The organism is Streptomyces sp. AMJ-169, assembly GCF_055597585.1.
Genome location: NZ_JBVLTJ010000016.1, coordinates 167,517 through 191,380, shown reverse-complemented (window position 1 = coordinate 191,380; position 23,864 = coordinate 167,517). Strand labels below are relative to the sequence as shown.

Here is a 23,864-nt window from a genome sequence, read left to right as displayed (position 1 = left end):
CTAAGCCTCACAGCGCCGATGGTACTGCAGGGGGGACCCTGTGGGAGAGTAGGACGCCGCCGAACAATCATTCAAAATAAGGCTCACACCTTTACGGTGTGGGCCTTATTTTTTTTTATGCCTTACTTTATTTGTATGGACATGATGGGCAAGAAGTTCGAAGTACGGCTCGTGACTCCCGAGGAATGGCCGGCCGTCCGGGAGCTGCGGCTGACCGCGTTGCAGGACCCGGTGGCCTCGATCGCCTTCCTCGACACCTACGAGTCGGCTTCCGCGCAGCCCGACTCCTACTGGCAGGAGCGCACGGTCGGCGGCTCCGAGGGTTCCCCGACCGCCCGTCAGTTCGTCGCCGTCGGTGAGGACGGGGAGTGGGGTGGCACGCTCGTCGTGCTGCTGGAGGAGGCCGGGAGCGTCGACTGGGCCGGAGTTCCCGTCGAGCGGTTGCAGGGGCACGTCGTGGGCGTCTTCGTGCGGCCCGAGTGGCGGGGTGGCGGGGTCGTCATCGGGGCGCTCTTCCAGGCCGGGCTCGACTGGGCGTGGAGTCTGCCGGGGCTGGAGCGGGTGCGGTTGATCGTGCACGAGGAGAACTCCCGTGCGCAGGCCGTCTACCGGCGGCTCGGGTTCACGCCGACCGGGCTGGTCATTCCGCTGGACCCGGCGGCGGGGACGAACGAGCTGGAGTTCATGCAGGACCGGCCGGCCGACGCCTAGGCCGGCCTCCCTGAACAGAGCCGAGCCGCCGAGCCCCGGCCCGTGCAAAGCCGGCCCGCACAAAAAGAAGCTCACACCTTCAGATCGTCATGCGGCCACCGCGCCCGCGCCTGTTCCCTCGACCGCAGCAACGCCAGTGTCGGCAGCCCCAGTTCGGTGCCCGAGGCGAGCAGCTGGGGCAGGTCGGGGAGGGGGGCCACGGCTGCGACGTCGTCGAGGATCAGGGTGATTGGTGGGTCGAGGCGACCGGAGGATGACCGTTCGGCCATGCGCCGGCCGCGCTCGACCACGCTTGCGGCGAGCGCCGTGAGGAACGGCATCGCGCCGGGGTTCGCGCGGGGGTCCTCGATGGACTCGCCCACTACGTAGAGGGTGCCCCCTTCGTGGAGGAAGGAATCCAGGGTGAGGGCATCGGTTCGGTTCGGGGTGCAGGCCTCGCGGACGTTGACGGTGGAGAGCGCGGCCAGCGTGCGGGCGATCAACTCCTGGGCGATGTCCCGGCGTTCGGGGTACCCGGTCAGCGCCGCCTCCAGCTCGCCCGCGGCGCCCGGCGCGGCCTTGGGGTGCGTGCGCAGGGTGCGGACCGCGTCCTGGATCTGCGTGCCCTGCGCCCAGCGGTGGACGTGCCGGATCGTGCGGCCGTCCAGCGCGGCGGCGTGCAGGCAGCTGCGCAGGAGGGTCTGGGCGGTGTCGGCGACGGCCTGGTCGATCTTCGCGGCGGGGCGGGTGGCCGCCAGCAGCGCCGCCGCACGGGCCGTCGCCGTCAGCTTGTCCTCGCAGCCCGTCGTGGGCGGCCAGTGCAGGCGGGCCGGGCTGTCGCACAGGTGCGTGGGGTCGTAGAGGAGGACCGGGCCCAGCTTGGCTCTGGCGTCCTTCGTGGCCTGCCAGAGGTCCGGGTTGGAGGTGAGGACCAGGGCGGCGCCGGGGGCCTCCTGGAGGGCGGCCACGGCCGTCGCCTGGCGCTGCTCGCGCGGTTCCGTCCGCAGGCCCACGGGCTCGGCCGGCACGCTCTCCACTGCCGGCGCCAAAGGCGGCAACGGCGACGACTGAGCCAACGGCCGCTCCTGCACCGCCAGTTCAGGCACCCGCTGCTGCGGCACCTCCGTGACCGGCTCCGGTTCCTGCTCCACCCCCTGTTTCCTCGCCGGCCGCCGCCCCTGCTTCCCCCGCGCCCGCACCAGCTTCCACCGCGTCCACGTGTTCATCGCGAACACCGCCAGCGTGAACAGGATCATTGCCTGGCCGATGAACAGGCCCCAGAACAGGCCGTACCCGGAAAGGGAGTTCGCCGGGGTGTCGGGCCAGGCGCCGGGCACGTCGTGGGGGGCGGAGATCAGGTGGCGCATCGCCAGCGGGGTGCGGATGAAGGTCAGGCCGGGGGGCCAGGCGCCGTGGGCGAAGAGGCCCGCGAGGCCGGTCGCCGTCCAGATCAGGACCGTCACGACCAGGAGGAAGGCGAGTATCCCGAGCAGCATGCCGTCGGAGATGCCGCCGCCTCCCTTCGCCGGAGGCCTGCTCATCAGGCCACCGTCGACTCGGAGTTGGTGCCGTCGAGGTCGGCCAGGTGCTGTTCCATGAAGGCCGCCGCCCGCTGTTCCGCCTCCAACTCGGCCTCGCGCAGGGCGTCGTCGGGGAGGTCCGCCGAGGACTCCGTCATCGCGCGGTCGGTGAAGACCAGGGGGCGTTCCGTCTCGGTGACCAGGTGTTTGACGACCTGGACGTTGCCGTTGACGTCCCACACCGCGATGCCCGGGGTCAGCGTCGGGATGATCTCGACCGCCCAGCGCGGCAGGCCCAGCACCCGTCCCGTGGCGCGGGCTTCGTCCGCTTTCTGGGCGTAGATCGTCCGCGTCGACGCCATCTTCAGGATCGCCGCCGCCTCCTTCGCCGCCGCTCCGTCCACGACGTCCGAGAGGTGGTGGACGACCGCGACGAACGAAAGTCCCAGCCGGCGGCCGAACTTGAGCAGGCGCTGGAACAGCTGGGCCACGAACGGGCTGTTGATGATGTGCCAGGCCTCCTCGACGAGGAAGATGCGCTTCTTGCGGTCGGGGCGGATCCAGGTGTGCTCCAGCCAGACGCCGACGATCGCCATCAGGATGGGCATCGCGATGGAGTTGCGGTCGATGTGGCTGAGGTCGAAGACGATCAGGGGGGCGTCCAGGTCGATGCCGACCGTGGTGGGGCCGTCGAACATGCCCCTCAAGTCGCCGTCGACCAGCCGGTCCAGGACCAGTGCGACGTCAAGTCCCCACGCGCGTACGTCGTCTATGGCGACGTTCATCGCCTCCGCCGACTCCGGTTCGGGGTGGCGGAGCTGCTCGACGATGTCGGAGATGACCGGCTGGCGTTCGATGATCGTCTCGTTGACGTACGCGTGGGCGACCTTCAGGGCGAAGCCGGAGCGTTCGTCGAGGCCGTGGCCCATCGCGACCTCGATGATCGTGCGCAGCAGGGCCAGCTGGCCCGTCGTCGTGATCGCGGGGTCCAGGGGGTTGAGGCGGATGCCCTGGTCGAGGGCGGCCATCGGGTCCAGGCGGATGGGGGTTATCCCCAACTCCTGGGCGATGAGGTTCCATTCGCCGGCGCCGTCCTCGCCCTGGGCGTCCAGGACGACGACTTGGCGGTCGCGGAAGCGCAACTGCCGTAGGACGTAGGTCTTTTCGAGGGCGGACTTGCCGTTGCCGGACTCGCCGAGGACGAGCCAGTGGGGGGCCGGGAGCTGCTGGCCGTAGAGCTGGAAGGGGTCGTAGATGTAGCCCTTGCCGGAGTAGACCTCGCGGCCGATGATCACGCCGGAGTCGCCCAGCCCTGGGGCGGCGGTGGGGAGATAGACCGCCTGGGCCTGGCCGGTGGAGGTGCGGACCGGGAGACGGGTCGTCTCTACCTTGCCGAAGAGGAAGGACGTGAAGGCGTCGGTCAGGAGGGAGAGCGGGTCCCGCATCTTCTTGGCCTACCTTCGGATGCCGGTGGCGAAGGGGAGGGTGTTGACGAAGGCTCGGTGGTGCTCGCGGTCGCACCACTCCAGCTTCAGGTACGACTTTCCGGCCGACGCCCTTATGGTCCGCTTGTCCCGGTTGAGGGCTTCGGGGGAGCGGGCGGAGACGGTGATGTAGCCGACGAGGTTGACTCCGGCGGCGCCGCTGGCGAGGTCCTCGCCGCGCTGGTCGAGGCGGGAGTGGGCGGCGATGTCGCGGGGGTCGACCGTGCGGTTCATCTTCGCCTGGCGGGAGGCCTCGGCCTCGTCGTTGGTCTTCTCGGTCAGCATGCGTTCGATGGCGACCTCGGTGGGTTCGAGGTCCATCGTGACGGCGACCGTGCGGATCACGTCCGGGGTGTGGACGAGGAGCGGGGCGAGGAAGTTGACGCCGACCGGGGTCATCGGCCACTCCTTGACCCACGCGGTGGCGTGGCACCAGGGGGCGCGGGTGGACGACTCGCGGGTCTTGGCCTGGAGGAACGTCGGTTCCATGGCGTCGAGTTCGGCCGGCCAGGCGTTGCGCTTGCTCATCGCCTGGATGTGGTCGATGGGGTGGTCGGGGTCGTACATGGAGTGGATCAGCGAGGACAGCCGGCCCTGGCCGAGGGGCTGGCGTACGCGGATGTCGGCTTCCTGCAACCGGGAGCAGATGTCGGTGAGTTCGCGGGCCATGACGACGGCGAGGCCCGCGTCGCGGTCGACCTTGCGGCCGGCCATGGGGCGGGCGGCGCGGGCCATCGCGTGGGCCTCGGCGGCGAGTTCGCGGCTGTACTGCATGCAGGCGACGAGGTAGGCGCGGTGCTGTTCGCTGCTGGTCGACACCATCGACTGGAGCTGGTCGTAGGAGGACTGGAGCCAGGGCGGGGACTTGTCGTCGCCGCGCTGGGTGACGTCCTTGGCGTGGGCGTCGGGGTCGGCGGGGAGGGTGCGGGCCAGCATCTGGAGGCGGGTGACGAAGCCGTCGCCGTTCGCGACGTGTTTGAGCAGGGTGCCGAAACGGTCCACCAGGGCTTCCTGGTCCTCGCTGTCGCGCAGTCCGACGCCGGGGCCCTCGATCTCGATGGCGGCGGTGACGGTGCGGCGGTCGGCGTGCAGGAGGACGGCGATCTCGTCGGGGCCGAAGGGCGCGGCCAGCCAGGTGATGCGGCCGATGCCGGGCGGGGGGACGATGTCGGTCTCGCGGCCGTCGGCGCGGATGCCGGCCTCCATGACGGGGCTGCGGTAGGCGGTGGTGCCCTTGCGCAGGGTCCGCTTGTAACTGCGGTTGATCTCGAACCACTTGTAGAACGTGCGGTGCTTGTAGGGCACGTAGACGGCCATCAGCGCGATCAGCGGGAAGCCGGTGAGCAGGACGATGCGCAGGGAGAGCACGGGGACGAGCAGGCCGCACATCATGCCGAGGAAGGCGCCCGCGATGATGAGGGCGATCTCGCCGGTCTCGCGGTTCTTGCCGATCACCGCGTTGGGGCGGGCCCGGCCGATGAGATAGGTCCGGCGGGGCGAGATCGGGTGCGACACGTGGGACTCGGTCGTCAACGCCCTTCACCTCCCGTGCGGTTGTTGCTGGCGTGCGGGGTGTTCAGGCCCGTTCTGGGGGCGGGTGCGGCGGAGGGGACAGATCCGCCGCCGCCGGTCGGGGTGCGCGAGGAGTGCGCGGCCATGCCGCCGCTCGCGGTGTTGGCGGGGCGCGGCGCCGAACTGGCCGTAGCGCCGCCGCCGTTGTCGTTGGCCCGGGTGCTGTGGGTCTTGATGCCCTGGGCGACGAGGGTGGCCGGGGAGGAGATGACGGCCGCCGCCTTGCCTTCCGCGCCCTGCATGATGCGGTTGTTGCGGGAGTGGGCGATCTCGTCGCCGAAGCCGGGGACGAAGCGGTAGATCATCGCGCTGGCGAAGATGGCGAGCAGGATGATGGACAGGCCGGAGACGACGGCGGAGAAGGAGTCGGGTCCGTTGTCTCCGGCGAGGGCGCCGGCGAGGCCGAGGACGATCACGATGACCGGTTTGACCATGATGACGGCGATCATGATGCCGGCCCAGCGGCGGACGTGGCCCCACAGGTTCTTGTCGACGAGTCCGGCGTAGACGACCGTGCCGAGCAGCGCGCCGACGTACAACAGGGCGGTGCGGATGACGAGTTCGAGCCAGAGGACGCCGGCGGCGAGGACGGAGACGAGGGAGACGACGATCAGCATGATCGGTCCGCCGCCGATGTTCTCGCCCTTGCCGAGGGCGGCGGAGAAGGTGCCGAAGAAGGTGTCGGTCTGGTCGCCGGTGGCTTTGGCGAGGACGTCGGAGATGCCGTCGGTGGCGGAGACGACCGTGTAGAGGATCAGCGGGGTGAACGCGGAGGCGAGGACGGTCAGCCACAGGAAGCCGACGGCCTCGGAGATCGCGGTGGTCAGCGGGACTCCGCGCACGGCGCGTTTGGCGACGGCCAGGATCCACAGCACGAGGGTGAGGACGGTGGACGCGGCGAAGACGACGGCGTACTGCTGGAGGAACTTGGGGTTGGTGAAGTCGACGTTGGCGGTCTCCTTCACGGCCTCGCTGAGCTTGCCGACCGTCCAGGAGGCGGCGTCGGCGCAGCCCTTGGCGAGGGAGGAGAGCGGGTCGAGGGTGTCGGAGACGCCGGGGCCGGTCGTCGTGCCGGAGGTGGTGTTGCCGCGCTCGCAGTACTTCTTGGCCTCGCCGACGATGAGGGAGCAGTCGTCGCTCGCCGACGGGGAGGGGGAGGGGCTGGCGCCGCCGGAGGGGGTGGGGGAGGGGTCCGGGCTGGGGGCGGCGAAGGCGCGTGCGGACAGCAGGACGGCCGCTGTCTGTACGGCGGCGCAGACGCCGGCGATGCGGACCGTGCGGTTAGCGCGCATATGTGAACCCTCCGTACTCCTCGACGGCCTTGCTGATCTCGTCGGAGCCCGCGGCCCGGTCGTCGCCCGGGACGGGGGCGGGGCCGCTCTTCTCGGTGTAGCCGGTGACCTTCCAGTCGCCGTCGGTCCAGCTCAGGTCGAGGGTCCAGGTCTTCCAGGACGAGGTGACGGGGTCGGTGGAGGAGACCCCGGACATGCCCATCAGGCCGAGGTACCAGACGGCGACCTTGGCGTGCTGTGCGTCGTAGGACTGGACGGTGGTGCCGACGGGGACGACGCGGGCGACGAAGGTGTCGCCCTTGGGGGCGTTGCCGTCGGCGTCGAGGCCCATCTTGGCGAGGAAGTCCGCCGAGTAGGCCTGGTCGAGGGAGAGCTGGAGCTTGGCGGCGGCGGCCGGGGTGTAGACGGTGGAGACGATGGTGTGGCGGCTGTCCTGGCGGAACATGCCGGTGGAGCCGAGGGCGACCGCGTAGTTGGCGGCGGCGGATTGAACGCCCTGGCTGGTCTGTGCGTATCCGGTGGGGATGCCCGCGGTTTTGCCGTCGACGGGCTTGGTGCCGCTGGCGGCGGTCGACCTGGCCTGCGGGGTGGCGCCGGAGGCGGCCTTGGCGCCGCTGCCGCCGTCGCTGCCGTTGCCGCGGTTGGCGAAGGCGATCGCGGCGATGAGGAGGACGACGACGGCGACGACGGTGACGAGGCTGCGGGAGGAGGAGCGGGCCGGTCTGCGGGCGCCGCCGTAGGGGTCGGACTCGGGCAGCCGGGTGCGGGTCCCGGCGTAGCCGCCGGTCGCGGGTGTGTCGAAGTCGGGTTCGTCGGCGGGACTCATACGGCGGTCGCCCCCTCGGCTTCACGGATGAGCGCGTAGGGGTACGACGGTAGCCGCGCTGGTTCCCGCGCGGGCGCGGTGTGGTGACTCGACATCAGGGAGACGCAACCTCAGCCGGTGGCGGGTGGGGAAGGGGAAGGGCTAGACGGCCATGCCGTACACGATGGTGAACAGCGTGCCGAGGGAGCCGATGATGAAGACGCCGGTGAGGCCGGCGATGATCAGGCCCTTGCCCTGTTCCGCGCTGAAGGTGTCCCGCAGGGCGGTCGCGCCGATCCGCTGTTTCGCCGCGCCCCAGACGGCGATGCCGAGGCAGATGAGGATGGCGAAGGCCATCACGACCTGGATCATCGTCTTGGCCTCGGTGCCCAGGCTGCCGAAGGGGCCCCAGTCAGGAGCGATCCCGCCGATGATGGTGTTGATATCTCCCTTGTCGGCCGCAGAGAGCATGTAAGTCACCGCCCCAGATGGGTAGTTCCGTTCGTTCCCTCGCGGGGTGCGGGGGTCGGGCTCATTGTTGCCGACAATGCCCCAGTCGTATGTCGACTTGGCGGCATTGATGGGCGGGATTCGTATGAATGGTTCGTACGGTGACTCTGTGTATCACGGCAGGTCACCCCGGGCAATGGGTGCGCAACCTGGGGCCGGGGTGTGTCGTTGAGCCACTTTCGACAGATGTTCTCACGCCACGACGGCGAACGGGCCGCGGCTGGAAGCGCGCGGCCCGTTCGTCATGTGCCATCGGCGGCCCCCACGGCCCACCGATGACGTCTCCTTGAGGGAGGGTCAGCCGGTGAAGGCCGACGTGCCCTCGGGGGTGCCCCAGCCGGTCGGGCCGTCGTAGCCGGTGCCCGCGGTGCAGAGGTAGCTGGCGCTGGAGGAGCAGGTGCCGTTGGAGCCGCTGGTGACGTCGTTCAGCGCGCTGGTGCCGGCCGCGTTGTAGATGTCCTGCGCCGGGTAGGTGGAGCTGCCCGGGGTGCCGGCGAGGGCGTAGACGCCCGCGATGATCGGCGAGGAGGCGGAGGTGCCGCCGAAGGTGTACCAGCCGGCGGTGACGCCGTAGGAGTCGTAGACCGCGACGCCGGTGGCGGGGTCGGCGACGGCGGAGGTGTCGGCGATGGTCCGCTTCGAGCAGCCGGTGTCGGTCTGCCAGGTCGGCTTGGCGTCGTAGGCGGAGCAGCCGGAGCCGGTGCCCTCGGTGGAGGAGGTGTTCCAGACCGACTCGGTCCAGCCGCGGCTGTTGGAGGAGGTCTTCAGGGCGGTGCCGCCGACGGCCGTGACGTACTTGGAGGCGGCCGGGTACTCGGCGCCGTAGCCCTCGTCACCGGCGGAGACGGTGATGGCCACGCCGGGGTGGTTGAAGTACGAGGAGTCGTACGAGGTGTCGCTGGAGGACTCGGAGCCGCCGTAGCTGTTGGAGACGAACTTGGCGCCGAGGCTGACGGCCTCGTTCACGGCCTTGCCCAGGTTGGCCATGCTGGAGGAAGTCGCCTCGACCAGCAGGATGTTGGCGTTGGGGGCGATCGCCGAGGCCATGTCGAGGTCGAGGGAGATCTCCTCGGCCCAGCCGCTGTCGCTGGTGGGCAGCGAGGTGGTGGAGCCGGTCTGGGAGACCTTCTTGAAGCAGCCGTTGGCGGTGGTGCACGCCGACAGGCCGTAGTACGAGCGGTAGGCCGCGAGGTCGGACTCGGCGTTCGGGTCGTTGTAGGCGTCCACGATCGCGATGGTCTCGCCGGCGCCGTTGTTCGCGGCGGCGCTGGTCAGGCCGTAGGCGTCCTGGAGGTCGCTCGGGCCGAAGCCGGTGGGGCTGGCGCTGGCGGCCTTCGGGGTGATCGTGGCCGACTTGCCGCTCTTCGCGGCCTTCGCCTTGGAGAACGCGGTGACTCCGCCGGTGACCCGGAAGGAGTTGCACGCCAGGTCACCCTTGTGCTTGGGGGTGGCACAAGGGGTGGCCGTCCAGGAGACGGCGGTGGAGGGGGTGGCCGCGCTCGCGTGGGCCGCGGTGCCGAAACCGGCGATCACGAGCGTGGCGGTGCCGAAGGCTGCGCCGCCTATACGGCGCCATCTGCCAGAGACAGCAGAGGAGTTGTCGGGGGTACGCAAGGTACTGCCTCCTGGGAGTGGGGTTGTCAGGGGCGTGCGGGTCCCTGCTGTGGGGGTGTGGGCGGCGGCCCGTGTCTCGACTCTGCGTCTGACGAGTACGCGACAACAAGATGGCTGATGGAATCCTGACTTCCGCCTTACTGAACGAGGTTCAGGGATTGCCGGGGCATGGCGGGGGGATGACTGTCGGGTGGCTGGGGCTTGACTGTGGGCACAGCCGGTTTACAGGAAGGGAGTTGCTGGTGAGCGCGGTGCAGGAGGATTTTCTGCGGGAGTTCCACGCGCGGCGGCCGGGGGTGACGGGGGAGGCGTTCGCCCGCGGCAAGTCCCCCGACGGCCGGTCGAGTTACGCGTTGCTCGCGGAGCGGGTGGCGGGGTGCGGGAGCGTGCTGGAGGTGGGGTGCGGGGACGGGGTGCTGCTGGAGCTGCTGCGGGGGCGGCGGCTGGCGGGGGTGGATCTGTCGCCGGAGGCGGTGGGGTTGGCGCGGGCGAAAGGGTTCGCGGCGCGGGTGGGGCGGGCGCAGGAACTCCCCTACGCCGACGGCGAGTTCGAGGCCGTCGTCTCACACATGGCGCTGATGCTGATGGCCGACGTCGAGCAGGTCGTGGCGGAGGCGGCGCGGGTGCTGGTGCCGGGCGGGGTGTTCGCGTGCGTGATCGGCGGCGGGGCGCTCGGCGGGGAGGCGTACGAGCGGTTCGTCTCGCTGCTGCCGTCCGGGCGGGTGCCGAGGATGGGGGACCGGCGGGTGCGCACCCGCGAGGGGCTCGGCGAACTGCTGGCCGCCGCCGGGTTCGGGCCGCTGGAGTGGGAGAGCGTGCCCATCGACATCTCCGGGAGCCTGGCGGAGGTGTGGGACGCGCTGTCGGGGGTCTACGACCTCGGTCCGCTGAGCGAGGCCGAAGTCGCCGGGGTGCGGCGGGAGTTCGAGGCGGCCGTCGCCGGACTCACCCGGGCCGACGGGCTGGTGCCCTGTGGATTCGTGGTGCGGGTCGCTTCTGCCCGGCTAACGCGGGCGTAGCCCCGTCACCAGTAGGTGGATGTGGGACGGGAGGCTCGCCATGACCTCGGTCGGGGTGTAGGCGCCTGTTGTGGTCAGGGTGGCCAGGCCGTGTAGGGCCGCTGCGGTGAGGAGGAGGATTTTGTCCAGGTCCGTTTCCGTTACCTCGGCCTGGCGCTGGGCGTCCGTTATCAGGGTTAGGAAGGGGGTCAGGGACTGTTCCACCGCGCCCTGGAATTTTTGTGCCGACGCCGGGTCGTGTTTGCGGGAGTACATCAGCTCCAGCAGCTCGGGGTGGGCGAGCGCGAAGGTGAGGTAGGCGCGGGCCAGTGCGGTGAGGCGGGGTTCGAAGGGGAGGGCGGGGTCGTCCGCCTCGGCCATCGCGCGGTTCAGGCGGTCGTAGCCGTCGAGCGCGAGGGCGTCCAGGAGCGCCTGTTTGTCCTTGAAGTGGCGGCCGGGGGCGGCGTGGCTCACCCCGGCCGCGCGGGCCAGTTCGCGCAGGGAGAGGGCGGCGGCGCCCTTCTCGCGGAGGGTGTGCTCGGCGCTGGCCAGGAGGGTGGAGCGGAGGTCTCCGTGGTGATAGGGGCGGGATGCGGACATGCCGGCCATCGTAGCCGTATGTTGTCGGCGCCAGCTTTGTAGGCGTTGCCATCATTGTTGTCGTCGCCTACATTGAGGGCATGGCTGAGACCAAGCAGAGCAAGTGGAACGTGGACCGGCTGCCGGCGCTGTCCGGCCGTACGGTCGTCATCACCGGCGCCAACAGCGGCATCGGCTTCACCGCCGCGCAGGCGCTGGCCGGGGCCGGGGCGCATGTCGTGCTCGCGGTGCGCGACCCCGAGCGGGGGCGGGCCGCCGCCGCTCGGATCAACGGGAGCACGGAGGTACGCCGGCTCGACCTCGCCGACCTCGACTCGGTACGGGCGTTCGCGCACGGCTGGGAGGGGCGTCCGCTGCACGTCCTGATCAACAACGCGGGCGTGATGATGGTCCCCGAGGGGCGGACCAAGGACGGGTTCGAGATCCAGTTCGGCACCAACCACCTGGGCCACTTCGCCCTCACGAACCTGCTGCTGCCGTACGTCGAGGACCGGGTCGTGACGGTGTCGTCCGGCGCCCACCGGGCCGGTGACCAGCGCATTCACTTCGACGACGTGAACCTCACCGCCGGCTACGCCCCGCTGAAGGCCTACGCCCAGTCCAAGCTCGCCAACCTCCTGTTCACCCTGGAGCTCCAGCGCCGCCTCACCGAGTCCGGCTCCCGCGTCCGCGCGACCGCCGCGCACCCCGGCTACGCGGCGACCAGCCTCCAGAGCCACAGCGGCAGCGCGTTCGCCCGCGGCCTCATGGCCCTCGGCAACCGCTTCTACGCCCAGAGCGACCGCGCGGGCTGCCTGCCGACCCTCTTCGCCGCCACCGAGGACATCCCCGGCGCCAGCTACGCCGGGCCGGACGGGGCGCGCGAGATGAAGGGGACGCCGACGCTGGTGGGGCGCTCGGCGGCGGCCAGCGACGTGGCGGCGGCGCGGCGGCTGTGGACGGTGTCGGAGGAGATGACGGGGGTGGTGTTCCCGGCGGTGGCCGGGGCACGGTAGGGGGCCGGCGTCACCCGGTTGCCTTTCCCGGGTTGATTCACAGGCAGGTTTGACGGTTCTCTCACCTTTATGGTTCAGAGTGGCGTCGATGAAGCGCACCAGCCCCCTGGGCAACCGTAGGTTCGCGCTGGTCGGCGCGACGGTGTTGATGGCCGGGTCCTGTGTCCTGGCCTCCGCTGCCGTGGCCGATGACGGGGCCGGGCCCCTCGGCGTGACCGCGGTGGCGACCGTCACCCCGCCCGGGGACCGGGTCGGGGCGCTCTTCGACGCCGACAGCGCCGGCAAGCTCATGGGGCAGCACTTCTGCACCGCCTCCGTCGTCCACAGCCCCGGCCACGACCTCATCGTCACCGCCGCGCACTGCCTCGGGGGCGACGACGGGTCCGGGATCGTCTTCGCCCCCGCCTATCGGGGCGGCAAGGCCCCCTACGGGGTCTGGAAGGTCCGCAAGTCCTTCCTGCCCGACGGGTGGTCCAAGGAGCAGAGCGAGGACAGCGACATCGCCTTCGGGCTGCTGGAGCCGCTGAACGGCAAGAACGTCGAGGACGTCGTCGGCGCCAACACCTTCGCCACCCACACCACCACCGGCGCCTCGCCCGTCACCGTCACCGGCTACCCCGACTCCTCCGACGCGCCCATCGTCTGCACCAACCGCCCCACCGCCCACAGCAGCACCCAGCAGCGCATCGACTGCCCCCGGTTCAGCTCCGGGACCAGCGGCAGCCCCTGGGTGAACGGGCACAGCGAGGTGGTCGGGGTGCTCGGCGGGCACGAGCAGGGCGGGGACACCGACGACATCTCCTACAGCGTCGTCCTGGGCACCGAGGCGGCCGAGCTGTACAAGGACGCCGTGAGCGGCTGAGTACTTATCCGCAGGCGCCGTCAACTGGTCGGCGCCTAGGATCAGTTGGTCCGCACCTTTCGGAGAGTCGCCTTGTCCGCCTTACCCCGTACCTCCCGTACGCCGTCCCGTCCCGACCGCGTCGAGCGTTCCGACCTTCCCCGCCGGGTGCCCGGCCGCTCCTGGGGGCGGCCCGGCGTGCGGCAGAGCCCGCCCGTCCTCGATCTGCGCTGCCGGGTGTGCGGCGGGCGGCACGAAGGGGACGAACCCTGCGCGCCGGCGGGACGTGAAGAGAACGTGCCCTCGATGGACAGCCTTCGGCAGGGCCGCGCCCGTACACTGGCGCGCGGTGACTAGCCGGTCGGCGAGGGGCGGTTGACGGTGCGTAAGGCATGGATCTGGGCGACCGCCGTCGCCGGGGCCGGTCTCGCGTTCGCGCTGCTGCTCGTCGTCGGCGTCTATATGGTCGCCGGGAATCTCGCGAACGGCGTCGGCAGCGGGAAGGCGCTCGCGAAAGGGGCCGTTCCGGCCGCTTATTCCGCGCTCGTGCAGAAGTGGGGGAATCTGTGTTCCGCCCTGAATCCCGCGCTGCTCGCCGCCCAGCTGTATCAGGAGAGCGGTTTCAATCCGCGCGCCCAGTCACCGGCCGCCGCGCAGGGAATAGCGCAATTCATTCCGGGCACCTGGGCGACCCACGGCATCGACGCCAACGGTGACGGCAAGGCGGACGTCTGGGACCCCGCCGACGCGATCCCCTCGGCCGCCTCCTACGACTGCGAGCTGGCCCGCTATGTGAAGGACGTGCCCGGCGACGCGACGCACAACATGCTCGCCGCCTACAACGCCGGGGCGTACGCGGTCATCAGGTACGGGGGCGTGCCGCCGTACAAGGAGACGCAGAACTACGTCAAGACGATCACCACCCTGGAGGAGAGTTTCGCGGCTCCCGTCGGGCGGGTGTCGCCCTCCGAGCAGGCCGCGGGCGCGATCTACTACGCGCAGAAGAAGCTGGGTACGCCCTATCTGTGGGGCGGCGACGGCACCGCCGCCGACAACGGGCGGTTCGACTGCTCGGGGCTCACCAAAGCGGCGTACGAGAGCGTCGGGATCGAGCTTCCCCGTGTCGCCAACGACCAGTACAACGCCGGTCCGCATCCCAAGCGCGACGAGCTGCTTCCCGGGGATCTCGTCTTCTTCTCCAAGGACCCCAGCAGCTCGCGGGCCATCCATCACGTCGGGATCTATGTCGGTGGCGGGTACATGATCGACGCGCCGCGTACGGGGGCCGTGATCCGGTTCGACCCCATCGACGGGACCGACTACTTCGGTGCGACGCGGGTCACCGCCGATGGCGCGAAAGCGCTCCCGACCACTGTCTGAAAATCGGTCAGATCGCCTTTGAGCGGCCCTGAACTGCGGTGATGTATCTCTCTTCGATAACGTCTGGGTGATCATTCAGTGGAGACCGGAACGTATTAAGCGGGGCCGTGCGTTCCTGTTTCACATCACCACGACGAAGGGAGCCACAGCGCCATGGCTGGACTCGCCGATTCCGGATCCAATCCCGACGTCGACCTGCTCTATGACATCAACGGCCTCGCCAAGGACGCCCCGCACTGGTTCGACCGGATCGTCGGGTTCGTCGGCGAGTACGGGCTGCTGCTCGCCATGGTTCTGCTCATCGTCTGGTGCTGGTCGGCTGTGCGGCGGCGGGCCGTTTCCGCGGAGGAGGCGGCCTCCTCTGTTGCCGCGCTGGTCTGGGCGCCGCTTGCCGCCGGGGTGGCGGTGTTGATCAACGTGCCTATCCGGGGGTTCGTCGAGCGGCCTCGGCCGTTCAATGATCATCCGGGGCTTGAGGTGCTGGTTTCCGGCAAGACCGACTATTCGTTCGTCAGCGATCACGCGACGCTCACCATGGCGATGGGGGTTGCGCTGTTCATCGCCAATCGGCGGTTCGGGATCGCGGGGATCGTGCTCGGGCTGATGGAGGGGTTCTGTCGGGTGTACATGGGGGTGCACTATCCGACGGATGTCATCGGGGGGTTCGCGCTCGGGACGGCTGTGGCGCTGCTGTTGTCTCCGCTGGCTTCCGCGTTGCTGACGCCGGTGTTGAAGGCGGTGGAGCGGTCGCCGAAGGTGGGGTGGGTGGTGCGGTCCCGGTCCGCTCGGGTGGCTGTGGTGGAGGGGGCTCGGGCCGGGGGAGCGGGTGGGGAGCGGGATCTGGCCGCGTAGGCCGACTGGGGGTGGGGTGCCTAAGGGGGTGCCTGGGGATGCCGGTTGGCGGGTGCGGGTGCGTTGTGGCTGGTCGCGCAGTTCCCCGCGCCCCTAGACGGGCGCTGCGCGCCCATCCTCGGGCCCGCCTCGCCGTTCCGAAGAGCGGTGTCGCGCCCGCGCGGCGGAGCCGCAGATCAGATACAGCCCCGCGCCCCTAGATGGGCGCTGCGCGCCCAATCCCGGGCCCGCTGCGCCGTCCCGAAGACCGCTGTCGCGCCTGCGCGGCGGAGCCGCAGATCGGATACAGCCCCGCGCCCCTAGATGGGCGCTGCGCGCCCATCCTCAGGCCCGCCACGCCGTCCCGAAGACCGCTGTCGGGCCCGCGCGGCGGAGCCGCGGATCGGATACAGCCCCGGGCCCCTTCCCCCTCTTACAACCCCTGCGGATACGTGAAGAACCTCCCCGGGTCGTACTCGTTCTTCAGTCTCGTCAGTTTTAGTGCTGCATCTCCGTAATACGCCTTCTTCCAGTCCCTCAGGGTCGGGTCCGTGTAGTTCTGGTAGGCCTGGCCTGAGGCGTAGGGCTGCATTGCTTTGTGGGTCGTTGACAGCCATGTTTTTGCTTGTGTTCCTGCTGTTCCCGGTTTCCAGGAGACCAAGTACTGGGCCAGCATTCTTGAGCGGCGGTGGATGAAGGCTGTTGCTGTGGGGGAGACGCGGTTGACCGCTCCGCCCAGGGCTGTCAGGGCGATGCTGCCGGCGCCGCCCTGGACCGACTTGATCTGGGTCAGCATGGTGTGGATGCCGGCCGTTGTCAGGGCGCGGTCGTAGAAGTCCGACGCCGCCGCGTAGGTCTCGCGGCCCAGTTTGCCCGCCGGGTTGCGGCCGGGGGTGGTGCCGGGGAGGTGGCAGGAGGCCGCCGCCGAGTACGACGAGCAGCCGGCGTAGATCTCCATCGCCTCGGCGTAGGAGTGGCGGCGCAGGGAGGCGGTGGTCGGTCGGCCCGCTGTCGCCGTCAGTTTGTCGACCGCGTTCTGGAGGTCGCCGTAGGTGCCGATGCAGAACGCGGCGACCGAGATGCTGGGGGCGCCGCCGGGGGAGTTCTCCAGGTGGAGGGCGGACCAGATCTCGTCGGGCTGGGAGGGGCCCCACTGCTGCCAGGCCTTCAGGACGGCCGCCGCTTTAGAGGAGGGCCAGGTGAGGTAGCCGGAGACGGCCTGCGGGGCGGGGTGGGTCTTGAAGCGGAGTTCGGTGACCACGCCGAAGTTGCCGTTGCCGGCGCCGCGCAGGGCCCAGAAGAGGTCGGGGTTCTCCTTGGCGCTGGCGGTGAGCTGCTTGCCGGCGGCCGTGATCAGCGTCGCCTGGGTGAGGCTGTCGCAGGTCAGACCGTACGCGCGGGAGACGACGCCGTGGCCGCCGCCCAGGACCAGGCCCGAGACGCCGACCGTCGGGCAGGAGCCGGCCGGGATCGTGACGCCCTTCGCGGTCAGCGCGCGGTAGACGTCGATCAGCTTGGCGCCCGCGCCGACGACCGCCTCGGTGCCGCTCGCCCGGACCGAGCTGAGCTTGGAGACGTCGACGATCAGGCGGCCGTCGCCGGAGGACCAGCCGGCGTAGGAGTGGCCGCCGTTGCGGATCGCGACCTTGAGTTTCTGGGCGCGGGCGAAGGCGAGGGTGGTGCGGATGTCGTCGGCGTGGGCGACGTAGGCGACGGCGGTCGGCTTCAGGGTGTCGTAGCGGGTGTTGTAGAGGAGGCGGGCGGTGTTCCAGTCGGCGTCGCCGGGGCGGATCAGGCGGCCGTCGAGGTCGCGGGCGAGGGCGGACCAGCTCGCGGGGGGTGAGGTGGCCGCCAGCAGGGAGGCGGTGGATCTCGGGGTGCACGCCGAGACGGTGAGGGCAGCCGCGCCGCCCATGATGAGAGTGCGCCGTTGCATGGTGGGTCCCCCCTGGGGGCTGTCCGCGCGGTGTGGGTCATGCAACGAGACGGGTTCCCGGTGCGCGGGGTTCCCGGCGGGGGTTCAGGCGGGCGTTCCGTGGCCCGCCGCGTCCGTACGGGCCAGGCTCCTGGCTCTGCGGGCCGGGCCGCGCCAGCCGCAGACGCAGCGGGCGAAGCAGAAGCGGCCTTGCTCGACGGTGGTCGTGACGTGGTCGCCGGTGGGGGTGGGGGAGCTGCTCTGCTCGGTCACGTCCTCCACCGTACTCAGGGTGGGTGAAGAGGTCTTCAGGGGCGTGCGCGGGTGGTGTGCGGGGGTGCTTCCCCTTTCTCTTCTTGCGCTCCCGTCACCGCGTGACGGTGGCAAGGGCCGCGTCGTTGGACCGGGTGGACAACAGGGGGCCCGACGTACCGGGGGTTGGCAGGCGATGGCTAGGCGGAGCGGTGTGATGGCGGCCGCGGGACTGGTGGCGGGGGTGTGCGTCGGGGCGGCCGGCTGTGCGGGCGGCGGGGCGGCGGCCGAGGACGCGCGCGGCGGTGATCCGGTCGGGATGCTGCACCGGGTGGCCGACACCCTGGTCGAGGCGGGCAGCTCGCGCGCGCAGACGTCCCTGGAGATGGCGACCGGGGGGACGCGGGTGACGATCCGGGGCGAGGGCGTCTACGACTACCGGCGCCAGCTCGGCCGGCTGCGGGTCGTCCTGCCGCAGGACCCGTCGGGCGCCAGCGAGCACCGTCCGATCACCGAACTCCTCGCGCCGGGCGCCCTGTTCATGAAGCACCGGGGGGCGGGGGTGCCGGACGACAAGTGGGTGCGGGTGGACACCGCGTCCCTGTCCGACGGCAACCTCGTCACCGGCGGCGCCACCGACCCGTTCGCGGCGGCCGAGCTGCTGCGGGGCACGCGCGACGCGCGGTACGTGGGGGAGACGGAGGTCGCCGGGGTGGCGGTGCGGCACTACCGGGGGACGGCGGATCTGGCGCTCGCCGCGCGGGGGGCGACGGCGGGCAACCGGGCCTCGCTCGCGGCGGCGGCCGAGGGCTTCGCGACCGCCGAGGTGCCGTTCGACGTCTATCTCGACGACCAGGGCCGGGTGCGCAAGGTCCGCCACCGGTTCAGCTTCGTCAACGGCGAGCGGCACGGCGTGGTGGCGGTGGCCTCGACGACGCTGCTGTACGACTTCGGGGCCGACGCCGTCGTCCGGCTGCCGGCAGCCCGGGACATCTATGCGGGGCGGATCGCGGAGAACTAGCCCTTCCGTGCCATGCGCCGCGCACGGGGGGCTGCCTACTCTAGGAAGCCGGTGTCGGCTGCGGCTGGGAAGGGGGGATCGCGCGTGGCTGTGGGGGGCGGGACGGCGATGCGGGATCATGTGGCCCTGGCCGAGATCGAGCTGTGCGGGGAGCTGATCATCGCGGCTTCGGCGGCCGACGGGGAGCGGCTGAGTCTGGATTCGATCGACGCGGTGCTGCGGGTCGTGCGCGTGGTGGGGGTGGAGGGGGAGCGGGACTGATCTGTCCCGCCCCGGGTCGCTTTATGAGCGCAGCGTCGCTTTATGAGCGCATCGTCGCTTTACGTGCGCATCATGCGGGCGATCGCCTTCGTGGCCTCGTCGACCTTCGCGTCGATCTCGGCGCCGCCCTTGAGGGCCGCGTCCGCCACGCAGTGCCGCAGGTGTTCCTCCAGGAGCTGGAGGGCGAACGATTGCAGCGCCTTGGTGGAGGCCGAGACCTGGGTGAGTATGTCGATGCAGTAGACGTCCTCGTCGACCATCCGTTGCAGGCCCCTGATCTGGCCCTCGATCCTGCGCAGCCGTTTGAGGTGTTCGTCCTTCTGCTTGTGGTAGCCGTGGGTCCGGTGGCCTTCGGGCTCTGGGGAGGGCGCCGGGGTCGGGTCGGCCTCGGTGGTCGTCATCGCGTCCTCCGGTTCGTCTTGTATACCCCTACTGGGTATATCGTAGCCAAGTTTGCCGGGAGATGGGCGACACTGGGGGACGGCCCCTTAGCCGTGGCCGGATGATGCGCTTAGCATCAGCCTGACCGAAACCGATGCATCTTGAGGACCCCACGTGCGCTTTCGTCTGACCCCCAGGGAGACGAGCTTCTACGACATGTTCGCCGCGTCCGCGGACAACATCGTCACGGGCTCGAAACTCCTGATGGAACTGCTCGGGGCGGACGCGTCTGCCCGGGCCGAGATCGCAGAGCGCATGCGGGCCGCCGAACACGCCGGTGACGACGCCACGCACGCGATCTTCCACCAGCTGAACTCCTCGTTCATCACACCGTTCGACCGTGAGGACATCTACTCCCTCGCGTCGTCCCTCGACGACATCATGGACTTCATGGAGGAGGCCGTCGACCTGGTCGTCCTCTACAACGTCGAGGAACTGCCCAAGGGCGTCGAGCAGCAGATCGAGGTGCTGGCGCGGGCGGCGGAGCTGACGGCCGAGGCGATGCCGAACCTGCGCACGATGGAGAACCTCACCGAGTACTGGATCGAGGTCAACCGCCTGGAGAACCAGGCCGACCAGATCCACCGCAAGCTGCTCGCCCACCTGTTCAACGGGAAGTACGACGCCATCGAGGTGCTGAAGCTCAAGCAGATCGTCGACGTCCTCGAAGAGGCGGCCGACGCGTTCGAGCATGTCGCGAACACGGTGGAGACCATCGCCGTCAAGGAGTCCTGAGGCTAGTCCATGGACACCTTCGCGCTTGTCGTGACCATTTTGGTCGCGCTCTTCTTCACGTACACCAATGGCTTCCACGATTCCGCGAACGCCATCGCGACCTCCGTCTCCACCCGGGCGCTGACTCCTCGCGCCGCGCTCGCCATGGCCGCCGTCATGAATCTCGCCGGGGCTTTTCTCGGGTCCGGGGTGGCCAAAACCGTCAGTGAGGGGCTCATCGAGACCCCGCACGGTTCCAAGGGCATGGGAATTCTCTTCGCCGCGCTCGTCGGGGCCATCGCCTGGAATCTTCTCACCTGGTATTTCGGGCTGCCCTCCTCTTCCTCCCACGCCCTTTTCGGGGGCATGGTCGGGGCCGCGCTCGCCGGGGGGACCACCGTTTACTGGAGCGGGGTTCTCGAGAAAGTCGTCATTCCCATGTTCGTGTCGCCCCTCGTCGGGCTGCTCGTCGGGTATCTGGTGATGACCGCCATTATGTGGATCTTCCGGCGGGCCAATCCGCACAAGGCGAAGCGGGGGTTCCGGATCGCTCAGACGGTGTCCGCGGCCGGGATGGCGCTGGGGCACGGGCTCCAGGACGCCCAGAAGACGATGGGGATCGTGGTGATGGCGCTGGTCATCGCCGATGTCGAGGATTACGGCGATCCGATTCCGGTGTGGGTGAAGATCGTCTGTGCGGTGATGCTTTCGCTGGGGACTTATGCCGGGGGGTGGCGGATCATGCGGACGCTGGGGCGCAAGATCATTGAACTCGATCCGCCGCAGGGGTTCGCCGCGGAGACCACCGGGGCGTCGATCATGTTCACCACGGCGTTTCTGTTCAAGGCGCCGATCTCGACCACGCATGTGATCACTTCGGCGATTATGGGTGTGGGGGCGACGAAGCGGGTCAATGCGGTGCGGTGGGGGGTGGCGAAGAATATCGTGCTGGGGTGGTTCATCACTATGCCGGCCGCCGCGTTGGTCGCTGCCGCGTGTTATGGGGTTGTGAGCCTGGTCTGAGGGTGCGGCTGAGGCTGAGGCAATGAAAAGTTTTGGGCCCGCCCCCTTTTCAGGGGGCGGGCCCTTTCCTCGTGGTGGCACCGCCATGCAGCACCGCGAGGAGTCTTTGTGCCGCCGGTTTAGCCGAAGCGGCCGGAGATGTAGTCCTCCGTCGCCTGGACCGACGGGTTGGAGAAGATGCGCTCCGTGTCGTCGATCTCGATCAGCTTGCCGGGCTGGCCCACCGCCGCGAGGTTGAAGAACGCCGTACGGTCGGAGACGCGCGCCGCCTGCTGCATGTTGTGCGTCACGATGACGATCGTGAAGCGCTCCTTCAGCTCACCGATCAGGTCCTCGATGGCCAGCGTCGAGATGGGGTCGAGCGCCGAGCACGGCTCGTCCATGAGCAGCACCTTCGGCTCCACGGCGATCGCCCGCGCGATGCACAGCCGCTGCTGCTGACCGCCGGAGAGCCCCGAACCGGGCTTGTTCAGGCGGTCCTTGACCTCGTTCCAGAGGTTCGCGCCCTTCAGCGACTTCTCGACGACGTCGCTGAGTTCGCTCTTCTTGAAGTTGCCGTTCAGGCGCAGGCCCGCCGCCACGTTGTCGAAGATGGACATCGTGGGGAACGGGTTCGGGCGCTGGAAGACCATGCCGACCTCGCGGCGGACCGACACGGGGTCCACGCCGGGGCCGTACAGGTCCTCGTTGTCGAGCAGGACCTTGCCCTCGACCCGGCCGCCGGAGGTCACCTCGTGCATGCGGTTGAGGGTGCGCAGGAACGTGGACTTGCCGCAGCCGGAGGGGCCGATGAACGCGGTCACCGTGCGGGGCTCCACGGCCATCGAGATGTCCTCGATCGCCTTGTGGGAGCCGTAGTAGGCGGTCAGGCCGCTTACGTCGATTCGCTTGGACATTTTCTACTTCACTTCCAGACAGACGGTCGCTGACAGATGGTCCCGCGCGGCGGTAGCCGCAAATCGATGCTTTAGCGACCGGTCTTGGGCGCCTTCCAGCGGGCGATCCCGCGTGCCACCAGGTTGAGGATCATCACGAACGCGATCAGCGTCAGCGACGCCGCCCACGCCCGGTCGTACGCCGGCTGGGAGCCCGCGCTCTGCGCGTACTGCTGGTAGATGTACAGCGGCAGCGACGCCTGCGCACCCTCGAAGGGGTTGTTGTTGATGAACGGGTTGCCGAACACCAGCAGCAGGACGGGGGCGGTCTCGCCGGCGATACGGGCCACGGCGAGCATGACGCCCGTCGTGATGCCGCCGATGGAGGTCGGCAGGACCACCTTCAGGATCGTCCGCCACTTGGGGACGCCCAGGGCGAGGGACGCCTCGCGCAGCTCGTTCGGGACGAGCTTCAGCATCTCCTCGGTCGAGCGGACCACGACCGGCATCATCAGGATCGCGAGCGCGAGGGAGCCGGCGAAGCCGAAGGGCTGCATGTCCCACATCAGCATGAGGCTGAGGATGAACAGGCCCGCGACGATGGAGGGGATGCCCGTCATGACGTCGACGAAGAACGTGATCGCCGAGGAGAGCTTGCCGCGGCCGTACTCGACGAGGTAGACGGCCGTCAGGATGCCGATCGGGGCGCCGATGAGGGTCGCGAGGCCGACCTGCTCCAGGCTGCCGATGATGGCGTGGTAGATACCGCCGCCCGGCTCGGAGTCGGCGACGACGCCCATGGAGTGGGTCAGGAAGAAGACGTCGAGGACCTTCACACCGCGCTGGACGGTCGCCCACACCAGGGAGGCGAGCGGGATCAGGGCGAGCAGGAAGGCGACCCAGACGAAGCTGGTCGCGACGCGGTCCTTGGCCTGGCGGCGGCCCTCGACGCGGGCGGCGATGCCGTAGGTCCCGGCGACGAAGAAGAGGCCGGCCATGAGGGCCCACTGGATGCTGCTGCCGAGGCCCGCGGCGGCGCTGACGGCGAGGCCGAGGGCGACGGAGCCGGCGGCGATGGCCCAGGGGGTCCACTTGGGCAGGCTCGCCGCGCGCAGCGTGCTCTTGACGGTCGCGGTGCTCATGCGTTGGCCCCCGAGTACTCCTTGCGGCGGGCGATGATCATCCGCGCCGCGCCGTTGACCAGCAGGGTGATGACGAACAGGACCAGACCGGAGGCGATCAGCGCGTCCCGGCCGAACTCGGTCGCCTCGCTGAACTTGCTGGCGATGTTCTGCGCGAAGGTGCCGCCGCCGGGGTTGAGCAGGCTGGCGTGGATGTCGAAGTCCGGGGAGAGGACGGTCGCGACGGCCATCGTCTCGCCGAGCGCGCGGCCGAGGCCCAGCATCGACGCGGAGATCACACCGGAGCGGCCGAACGGCAGGACGGCCATCCGGATGACCTCCCAGCGCGTGGCGCCGAGCGCGAGCGCGGCCTCCTCGTGCATCTGCGGGACCTGGCGGAAGACCTCGCGGCTGACGTTCGTGATGATCGGCAGGATCATGATCGCGAGCAGCAGCGACACCGTCAGCAGCGAGCGCGGCGCGCCCTGCTCCCAGGAGAAGACCCCGGTCCAGCCCAGGTAGTCGTTGAGCCACCCGAACAGGCCGTTCATGTGCGGTACGAGGATCAGCGCGCCCCACAGGCCGTACACGATGGACGGCACCGCGGCGAGCAGGTCGATCACGTAGGCGATCGGGCCGCGCAGCTTGCGGGGGGCGTAGTGGGTGAGGAACAGCGCGATGGCGACGGCGACGGGGACCGCGATGAGCATCGCGATCAGGGAGGAGACGACCGTGCCGAAGGCGAGGACCGCGATGCCGAACTTCGGCGGGACCAGGCCGGTGTTCCACTCGAAGGTGGTGAGGAAGTTCCCGTCGTCCTTGCTGATGGCGAGGGACGCGCGGTAGGTGAGGAAGACGGCGATCGCGGCCATGATCGCCAGCAGCAGGATGCCCGAGCCGCGCGAGAGGCCGAGGAAGACCTTGTCCCCGATGCGGGTGGGCGACTTCTGCTGGGCGGGCCGCGGGGCGGCCGTGGGGGGAGGTGCGTCGGTTATCTGTGTCGTGTCCATGGGATTCTCCGGTCTGCGGAGCCGCGTCCCGGGTGCGGGGCTGCGGCTCCAGGCGGCGGTGCACCGGATGGCGCGGGCCCCAGGAGAGCCGCCTTCTGG

24 protein-coding genes and 1 rRNA gene are annotated in these 23,864 nt (G+C 69.8%); 11 read left to right on the top strand and 14 right to left on the bottom strand.

Annotated features, from left to right (window positions below; translation table 11 throughout):
* Together rrf and ACYUD3_RS32620 are read left to right on the top strand one after the other, a co-directional pair.
* Positions 1-65, top strand: a 5S ribosomal RNA gene (rrf, locus tag ACYUD3_RS32625); the annotation flags it as partial.
* A gap of 70 nt (positions 66-135) precedes the next feature.
* Positions 136-711, top strand: a complete 576-nt coding sequence (locus ACYUD3_RS32620; RefSeq protein ID WP_470977960.1) for a GNAT family N-acetyltransferase — start codon at positions 136-138, stop codon at positions 709-711.
* Positions 712-782: 71 nt separating this feature from the next.
* On the opposite strand, the gene ACYUD3_RS32615 is transcribed toward ACYUD3_RS32620, so the two are convergent.
* The 7 genes from ACYUD3_RS32615 to ACYUD3_RS32585 form a co-directional block, all read right to left on the bottom strand.
* Positions 783-2,231, bottom strand: coding sequence for a type IV secretory system conjugative DNA transfer family protein (locus ACYUD3_RS32615; RefSeq protein ID WP_470977957.1), 1,449 nt, complete (start codon positions 2,229-2,231; stop codon positions 783-785).
* A complete protein-coding gene (locus ACYUD3_RS32610; protein WP_470977955.1) occupies positions 2,231-3,655 on the bottom strand; it encodes an ATP-binding protein in 1,425 nt (474 codons plus the stop codon). Before ACYUD3_RS32610 ends, ACYUD3_RS32615 begins: the two co-directional genes overlap by 1 nt.
* A gap of 9 nt (positions 3,656-3,664) precedes the next feature.
* Positions 3,665-5,227: an SCO6880 family protein gene (locus tag ACYUD3_RS32605; RefSeq protein ID WP_470977952.1), complete on the bottom strand. Its 1,563-nt coding sequence runs from the start codon at positions 5,225-5,227 to the stop codon at positions 3,665-3,667.
* Positions 5,224-6,558, bottom strand: coding sequence for a hypothetical protein (locus tag ACYUD3_RS32600; RefSeq protein ID WP_470977949.1), 1,335 nt, complete (start codon positions 6,556-6,558; stop codon positions 5,224-5,226). Before ACYUD3_RS32600 ends, ACYUD3_RS32605 begins: the two co-directional genes overlap by 4 nt.
* A complete protein-coding gene (locus ACYUD3_RS32595; protein WP_470977947.1) occupies positions 6,548-7,384 on the bottom strand; it encodes a hypothetical protein in 837 nt (278 codons plus the stop codon). Before ACYUD3_RS32595 ends, ACYUD3_RS32600 begins: the two co-directional genes overlap by 11 nt.
* 141 nt (positions 7,385-7,525) lie before the next feature.
* Positions 7,526-7,834 carry a hypothetical protein gene (locus ACYUD3_RS32590; RefSeq protein ID WP_470977944.1) on the bottom strand — a complete coding sequence of 103 codons (309 nt, stop codon included), beginning with the start codon at positions 7,832-7,834 and terminating at the stop codon, positions 7,526-7,528.
* A gap of 336 nt (positions 7,835-8,170) precedes the next feature.
* A complete protein-coding gene (locus tag ACYUD3_RS32585; protein ID WP_470977941.1) occupies positions 8,171-9,487 on the bottom strand; it encodes a S53 family peptidase in 1,317 nt (438 codons plus the stop codon).
* Positions 9,488-9,729: 242 nt separating this feature from the next.
* Here ACYUD3_RS32585 and ACYUD3_RS32580 point away from each other — a divergent pair, with 242 nt between their 5' ends.
* Positions 9,730-10,506 carry a class I SAM-dependent methyltransferase gene (locus tag ACYUD3_RS32580; protein ID WP_470977936.1) on the top strand — a complete coding sequence of 259 codons (777 nt, stop codon included), beginning with the start codon at positions 9,730-9,732 and terminating at the stop codon, positions 10,504-10,506.
* Here ACYUD3_RS32580 and ACYUD3_RS32575 read toward each other — a convergent pair.
* Positions 10,492-11,094 (bottom strand): TetR/AcrR family transcriptional regulator, encoded by a 603-nt coding sequence (locus tag ACYUD3_RS32575; protein ID WP_470977930.1) that lies wholly within the window; start codon positions 11,092-11,094, stop codon positions 10,492-10,494. The two genes, ACYUD3_RS32580 and ACYUD3_RS32575, sit on opposite strands and share 15 nt — an antisense overlap.
* Positions 11,095-11,165: 71 nt before the next feature.
* Here ACYUD3_RS32575 and ACYUD3_RS32570 point away from each other — a divergent pair, with 71 nt between their 5' ends.
* The 4 genes from ACYUD3_RS32570 (at position 11,166) to ACYUD3_RS32555 (ending at position 15,153) form a co-directional block, all read left to right on the top strand.
* Positions 11,166-12,080: an oxidoreductase gene (locus ACYUD3_RS32570; RefSeq protein ID WP_470977924.1), complete on the top strand. Its 915-nt coding sequence runs from the start codon at positions 11,166-11,168 to the stop codon at positions 12,078-12,080.
* Positions 12,081-12,168: 88 nt separating this feature from the next.
* Entirely contained in the window at positions 12,169-12,942 is a 774-nt protein-coding gene (locus ACYUD3_RS32565; protein WP_470977919.1) for a trypsin-like serine peptidase, read from the top strand.
* 354 nt (positions 12,943-13,296) lie between these two features.
* Positions 13,297-14,301, top strand: coding sequence for a C40 family peptidase (locus ACYUD3_RS32560; RefSeq protein ID WP_470977914.1), 1,005 nt, complete (start codon positions 13,297-13,299; stop codon positions 14,299-14,301).
* A gap of 153 nt (positions 14,302-14,454) precedes the next feature.
* Positions 14,455-15,153 carry a phosphatase PAP2 family protein gene (locus tag ACYUD3_RS32555; protein WP_470977912.1) on the top strand — a complete coding sequence of 233 codons (699 nt, stop codon included), beginning with the start codon at positions 14,455-14,457 and terminating at the stop codon, positions 15,151-15,153.
* Positions 15,154-15,565: 412 nt separating this feature from the next.
* On the opposite strand, the gene ACYUD3_RS32550 is transcribed toward ACYUD3_RS32555, so the two are convergent.
* Complete coding sequence (locus ACYUD3_RS32550; RefSeq protein WP_470977909.1) at positions 15,566-17,068, bottom strand: FAD-binding oxidoreductase; 1,503 nt, start codon at positions 17,066-17,068, stop codon at positions 15,566-15,568.
* A gap of 84 nt (positions 17,069-17,152) precedes the next feature.
* A complete protein-coding gene (locus ACYUD3_RS32545; RefSeq protein ID WP_470977907.1) occupies positions 17,153-17,320 on the bottom strand; it encodes a hypothetical protein in 168 nt (55 codons plus the stop codon).
* Between the two features lie 196 nt (positions 17,321-17,516).
* On the opposite strand from ACYUD3_RS32545, the gene ACYUD3_RS32540 reads away from it, so the two are divergent.
* Together ACYUD3_RS32540 and ACYUD3_RS32535 are read left to right on the top strand one after the other, a co-directional pair.
* On the top strand, positions 17,517-18,320 hold the full coding sequence (locus ACYUD3_RS32540) for an SCO4651 family lipoprotein (RefSeq protein WP_470977904.1): 804 nt from the start codon (positions 17,517-17,519) through the stop codon (positions 18,318-18,320).
* A gap of 84 nt (positions 18,321-18,404) precedes the next feature.
* Positions 18,405-18,581, top strand: coding sequence for a hypothetical protein (locus tag ACYUD3_RS32535; protein ID WP_470977991.1), 177 nt, complete (start codon positions 18,405-18,407; stop codon positions 18,579-18,581).
* Between the two features lie 59 nt (positions 18,582-18,640).
* On the opposite strand, the gene ACYUD3_RS32530 is transcribed toward ACYUD3_RS32535, so the two are convergent.
* The gene (locus tag ACYUD3_RS32530) at positions 18,641-18,982 is read right to left on the bottom strand and encodes a metal-sensitive transcriptional regulator (RefSeq protein ID WP_470977901.1); all 342 of its coding nucleotides are present in this window, start codon (positions 18,980-18,982) and stop codon (positions 18,641-18,643) included.
* Positions 18,983-19,136: 154 nt separating this feature from the next.
* Here ACYUD3_RS32530 and ACYUD3_RS32525 point away from each other — a divergent pair, with 154 nt between their 5' ends.
* Together ACYUD3_RS32525 and ACYUD3_RS32520 are read left to right on the top strand one after the other, a co-directional pair.
* The gene (locus ACYUD3_RS32525; protein WP_055490603.1) at positions 19,137-19,757 is read left to right on the top strand and encodes a DUF47 domain-containing protein; all 621 of its coding nucleotides are present in this window, start codon (positions 19,137-19,139) and stop codon (positions 19,755-19,757) included.
* A 9-nt stretch (positions 19,758-19,766) separates the two neighbouring features.
* Positions 19,767-20,759 (top strand): inorganic phosphate transporter, encoded by a 993-nt coding sequence (locus ACYUD3_RS32520; protein ID WP_470977894.1) that lies wholly within the window; start codon positions 19,767-19,769, stop codon positions 20,757-20,759.
* Between the two features lie 119 nt (positions 20,760-20,878).
* On the opposite strand, the gene pstB is transcribed toward ACYUD3_RS32520, so the two are convergent.
* The 3 genes from pstB to pstC form a co-directional block, all read right to left on the bottom strand.
* Positions 20,879-21,655 carry a phosphate ABC transporter ATP-binding protein PstB gene (pstB, locus tag ACYUD3_RS32515; protein WP_470977892.1) on the bottom strand — a complete coding sequence of 259 codons (777 nt, stop codon included), beginning with the start codon at positions 21,653-21,655 and terminating at the stop codon, positions 20,879-20,881.
* Positions 21,656-21,726: 71 nt separating this feature from the next.
* Entirely contained in the window at positions 21,727-22,776 is a 1,050-nt protein-coding gene (pstA, locus tag ACYUD3_RS32510) for a phosphate ABC transporter permease PstA (RefSeq protein ID WP_470977890.1), read from the bottom strand.
* The gene (gene pstC / locus ACYUD3_RS32505; RefSeq protein ID WP_470977888.1) at positions 22,773-23,765 is read right to left on the bottom strand and encodes a phosphate ABC transporter permease subunit PstC; all 993 of its coding nucleotides are present in this window, start codon (positions 23,763-23,765) and stop codon (positions 22,773-22,775) included. Before pstC ends, pstA begins: the two co-directional genes overlap by 4 nt.
* Positions 23,766-23,864 lie beyond the last annotated feature (99 nt).

Excerpts from the sequence above, each read along its gene's own strand:
- ACYUD3_RS32610 (WP_470977955.1), bottom strand. The coding sequence starts at position 3,655 with ATGCGGGACCCGCTCTCCCTCCTGACCGACGCCTTCACGTCCTTCCTC.
- ACYUD3_RS32600 (WP_470977949.1), bottom strand. The coding sequence starts at position 6,558 with ATGCGCGCTAACCGCACGGTCCGCATCGCCGGCGTCTGCGCCGCCGTA.
- ACYUD3_RS32530 (WP_470977901.1), bottom strand. The coding sequence starts at position 18,982 with ATGACGACCACCGAGGCCGACCCGACCCCGGCGCCCTCCCCAGAGCCC.
- ACYUD3_RS32540 (WP_470977904.1), top strand. The coding sequence starts at position 17,517 with ATGGCGGCCGCGGGACTGGTGGCGGGGGTGTGCGTCGGGGCGGCCGGC.
- ACYUD3_RS32620 (WP_470977960.1), top strand. The coding sequence starts at position 136 with ATGGACATGATGGGCAAGAAGTTCGAAGTACGGCTCGTGACTCCCGAG.
- ACYUD3_RS32570 (WP_470977924.1), top strand. The coding sequence starts at position 11,166 with ATGGCTGAGACCAAGCAGAGCAAGTGGAACGTGGACCGGCTGCCGGCG.
- pstC (WP_470977888.1), bottom strand. The coding sequence starts at position 23,765 with ATGGACACGACACAGATAACCGACGCACCTCCCCCCACGGCCGCCCCG.
- ACYUD3_RS32595 (WP_470977947.1), bottom strand. The coding sequence starts at position 7,384 with ATGAGTCCCGCCGACGAACCCGACTTCGACACACCCGCGACCGGCGGC.
- pstB (WP_470977892.1), bottom strand. The coding sequence starts at position 21,655 with ATGTCCAAGCGAATCGACGTAAGCGGCCTGACCGCCTACTACGGCTCC.
- pstA (WP_470977890.1), bottom strand. The coding sequence starts at position 22,776 with ATGAGCACCGCGACCGTCAAGAGCACGCTGCGCGCGGCGAGCCTGCCC.
- ACYUD3_RS32550 (WP_470977909.1), bottom strand. The coding sequence starts at position 17,068 with ATGCAACGGCGCACTCTCATCATGGGCGGCGCGGCTGCCCTCACCGTC.
- ACYUD3_RS32575 (WP_470977930.1), bottom strand. The coding sequence starts at position 11,094 with ATGGCCGGCATGTCCGCATCCCGCCCCTATCACCACGGAGACCTCCGC.
- ACYUD3_RS32555 (WP_470977912.1), top strand. The coding sequence starts at position 14,455 with ATGGCTGGACTCGCCGATTCCGGATCCAATCCCGACGTCGACCTGCTC.
- ACYUD3_RS32565 (WP_470977919.1), top strand. The coding sequence starts at position 12,169 with ATGAAGCGCACCAGCCCCCTGGGCAACCGTAGGTTCGCGCTGGTCGGC.
- ACYUD3_RS32590 (WP_470977944.1), bottom strand. The coding sequence starts at position 7,834 with ATGCTCTCTGCGGCCGACAAGGGAGATATCAACACCATCATCGGCGGG.
- ACYUD3_RS32615 (WP_470977957.1), bottom strand. The coding sequence starts at position 2,231 with ATGAGCAGGCCTCCGGCGAAGGGAGGCGGCGGCATCTCCGACGGCATG.
- ACYUD3_RS32520 (WP_470977894.1), top strand. The coding sequence starts at position 19,767 with ATGGACACCTTCGCGCTTGTCGTGACCATTTTGGTCGCGCTCTTCTTC.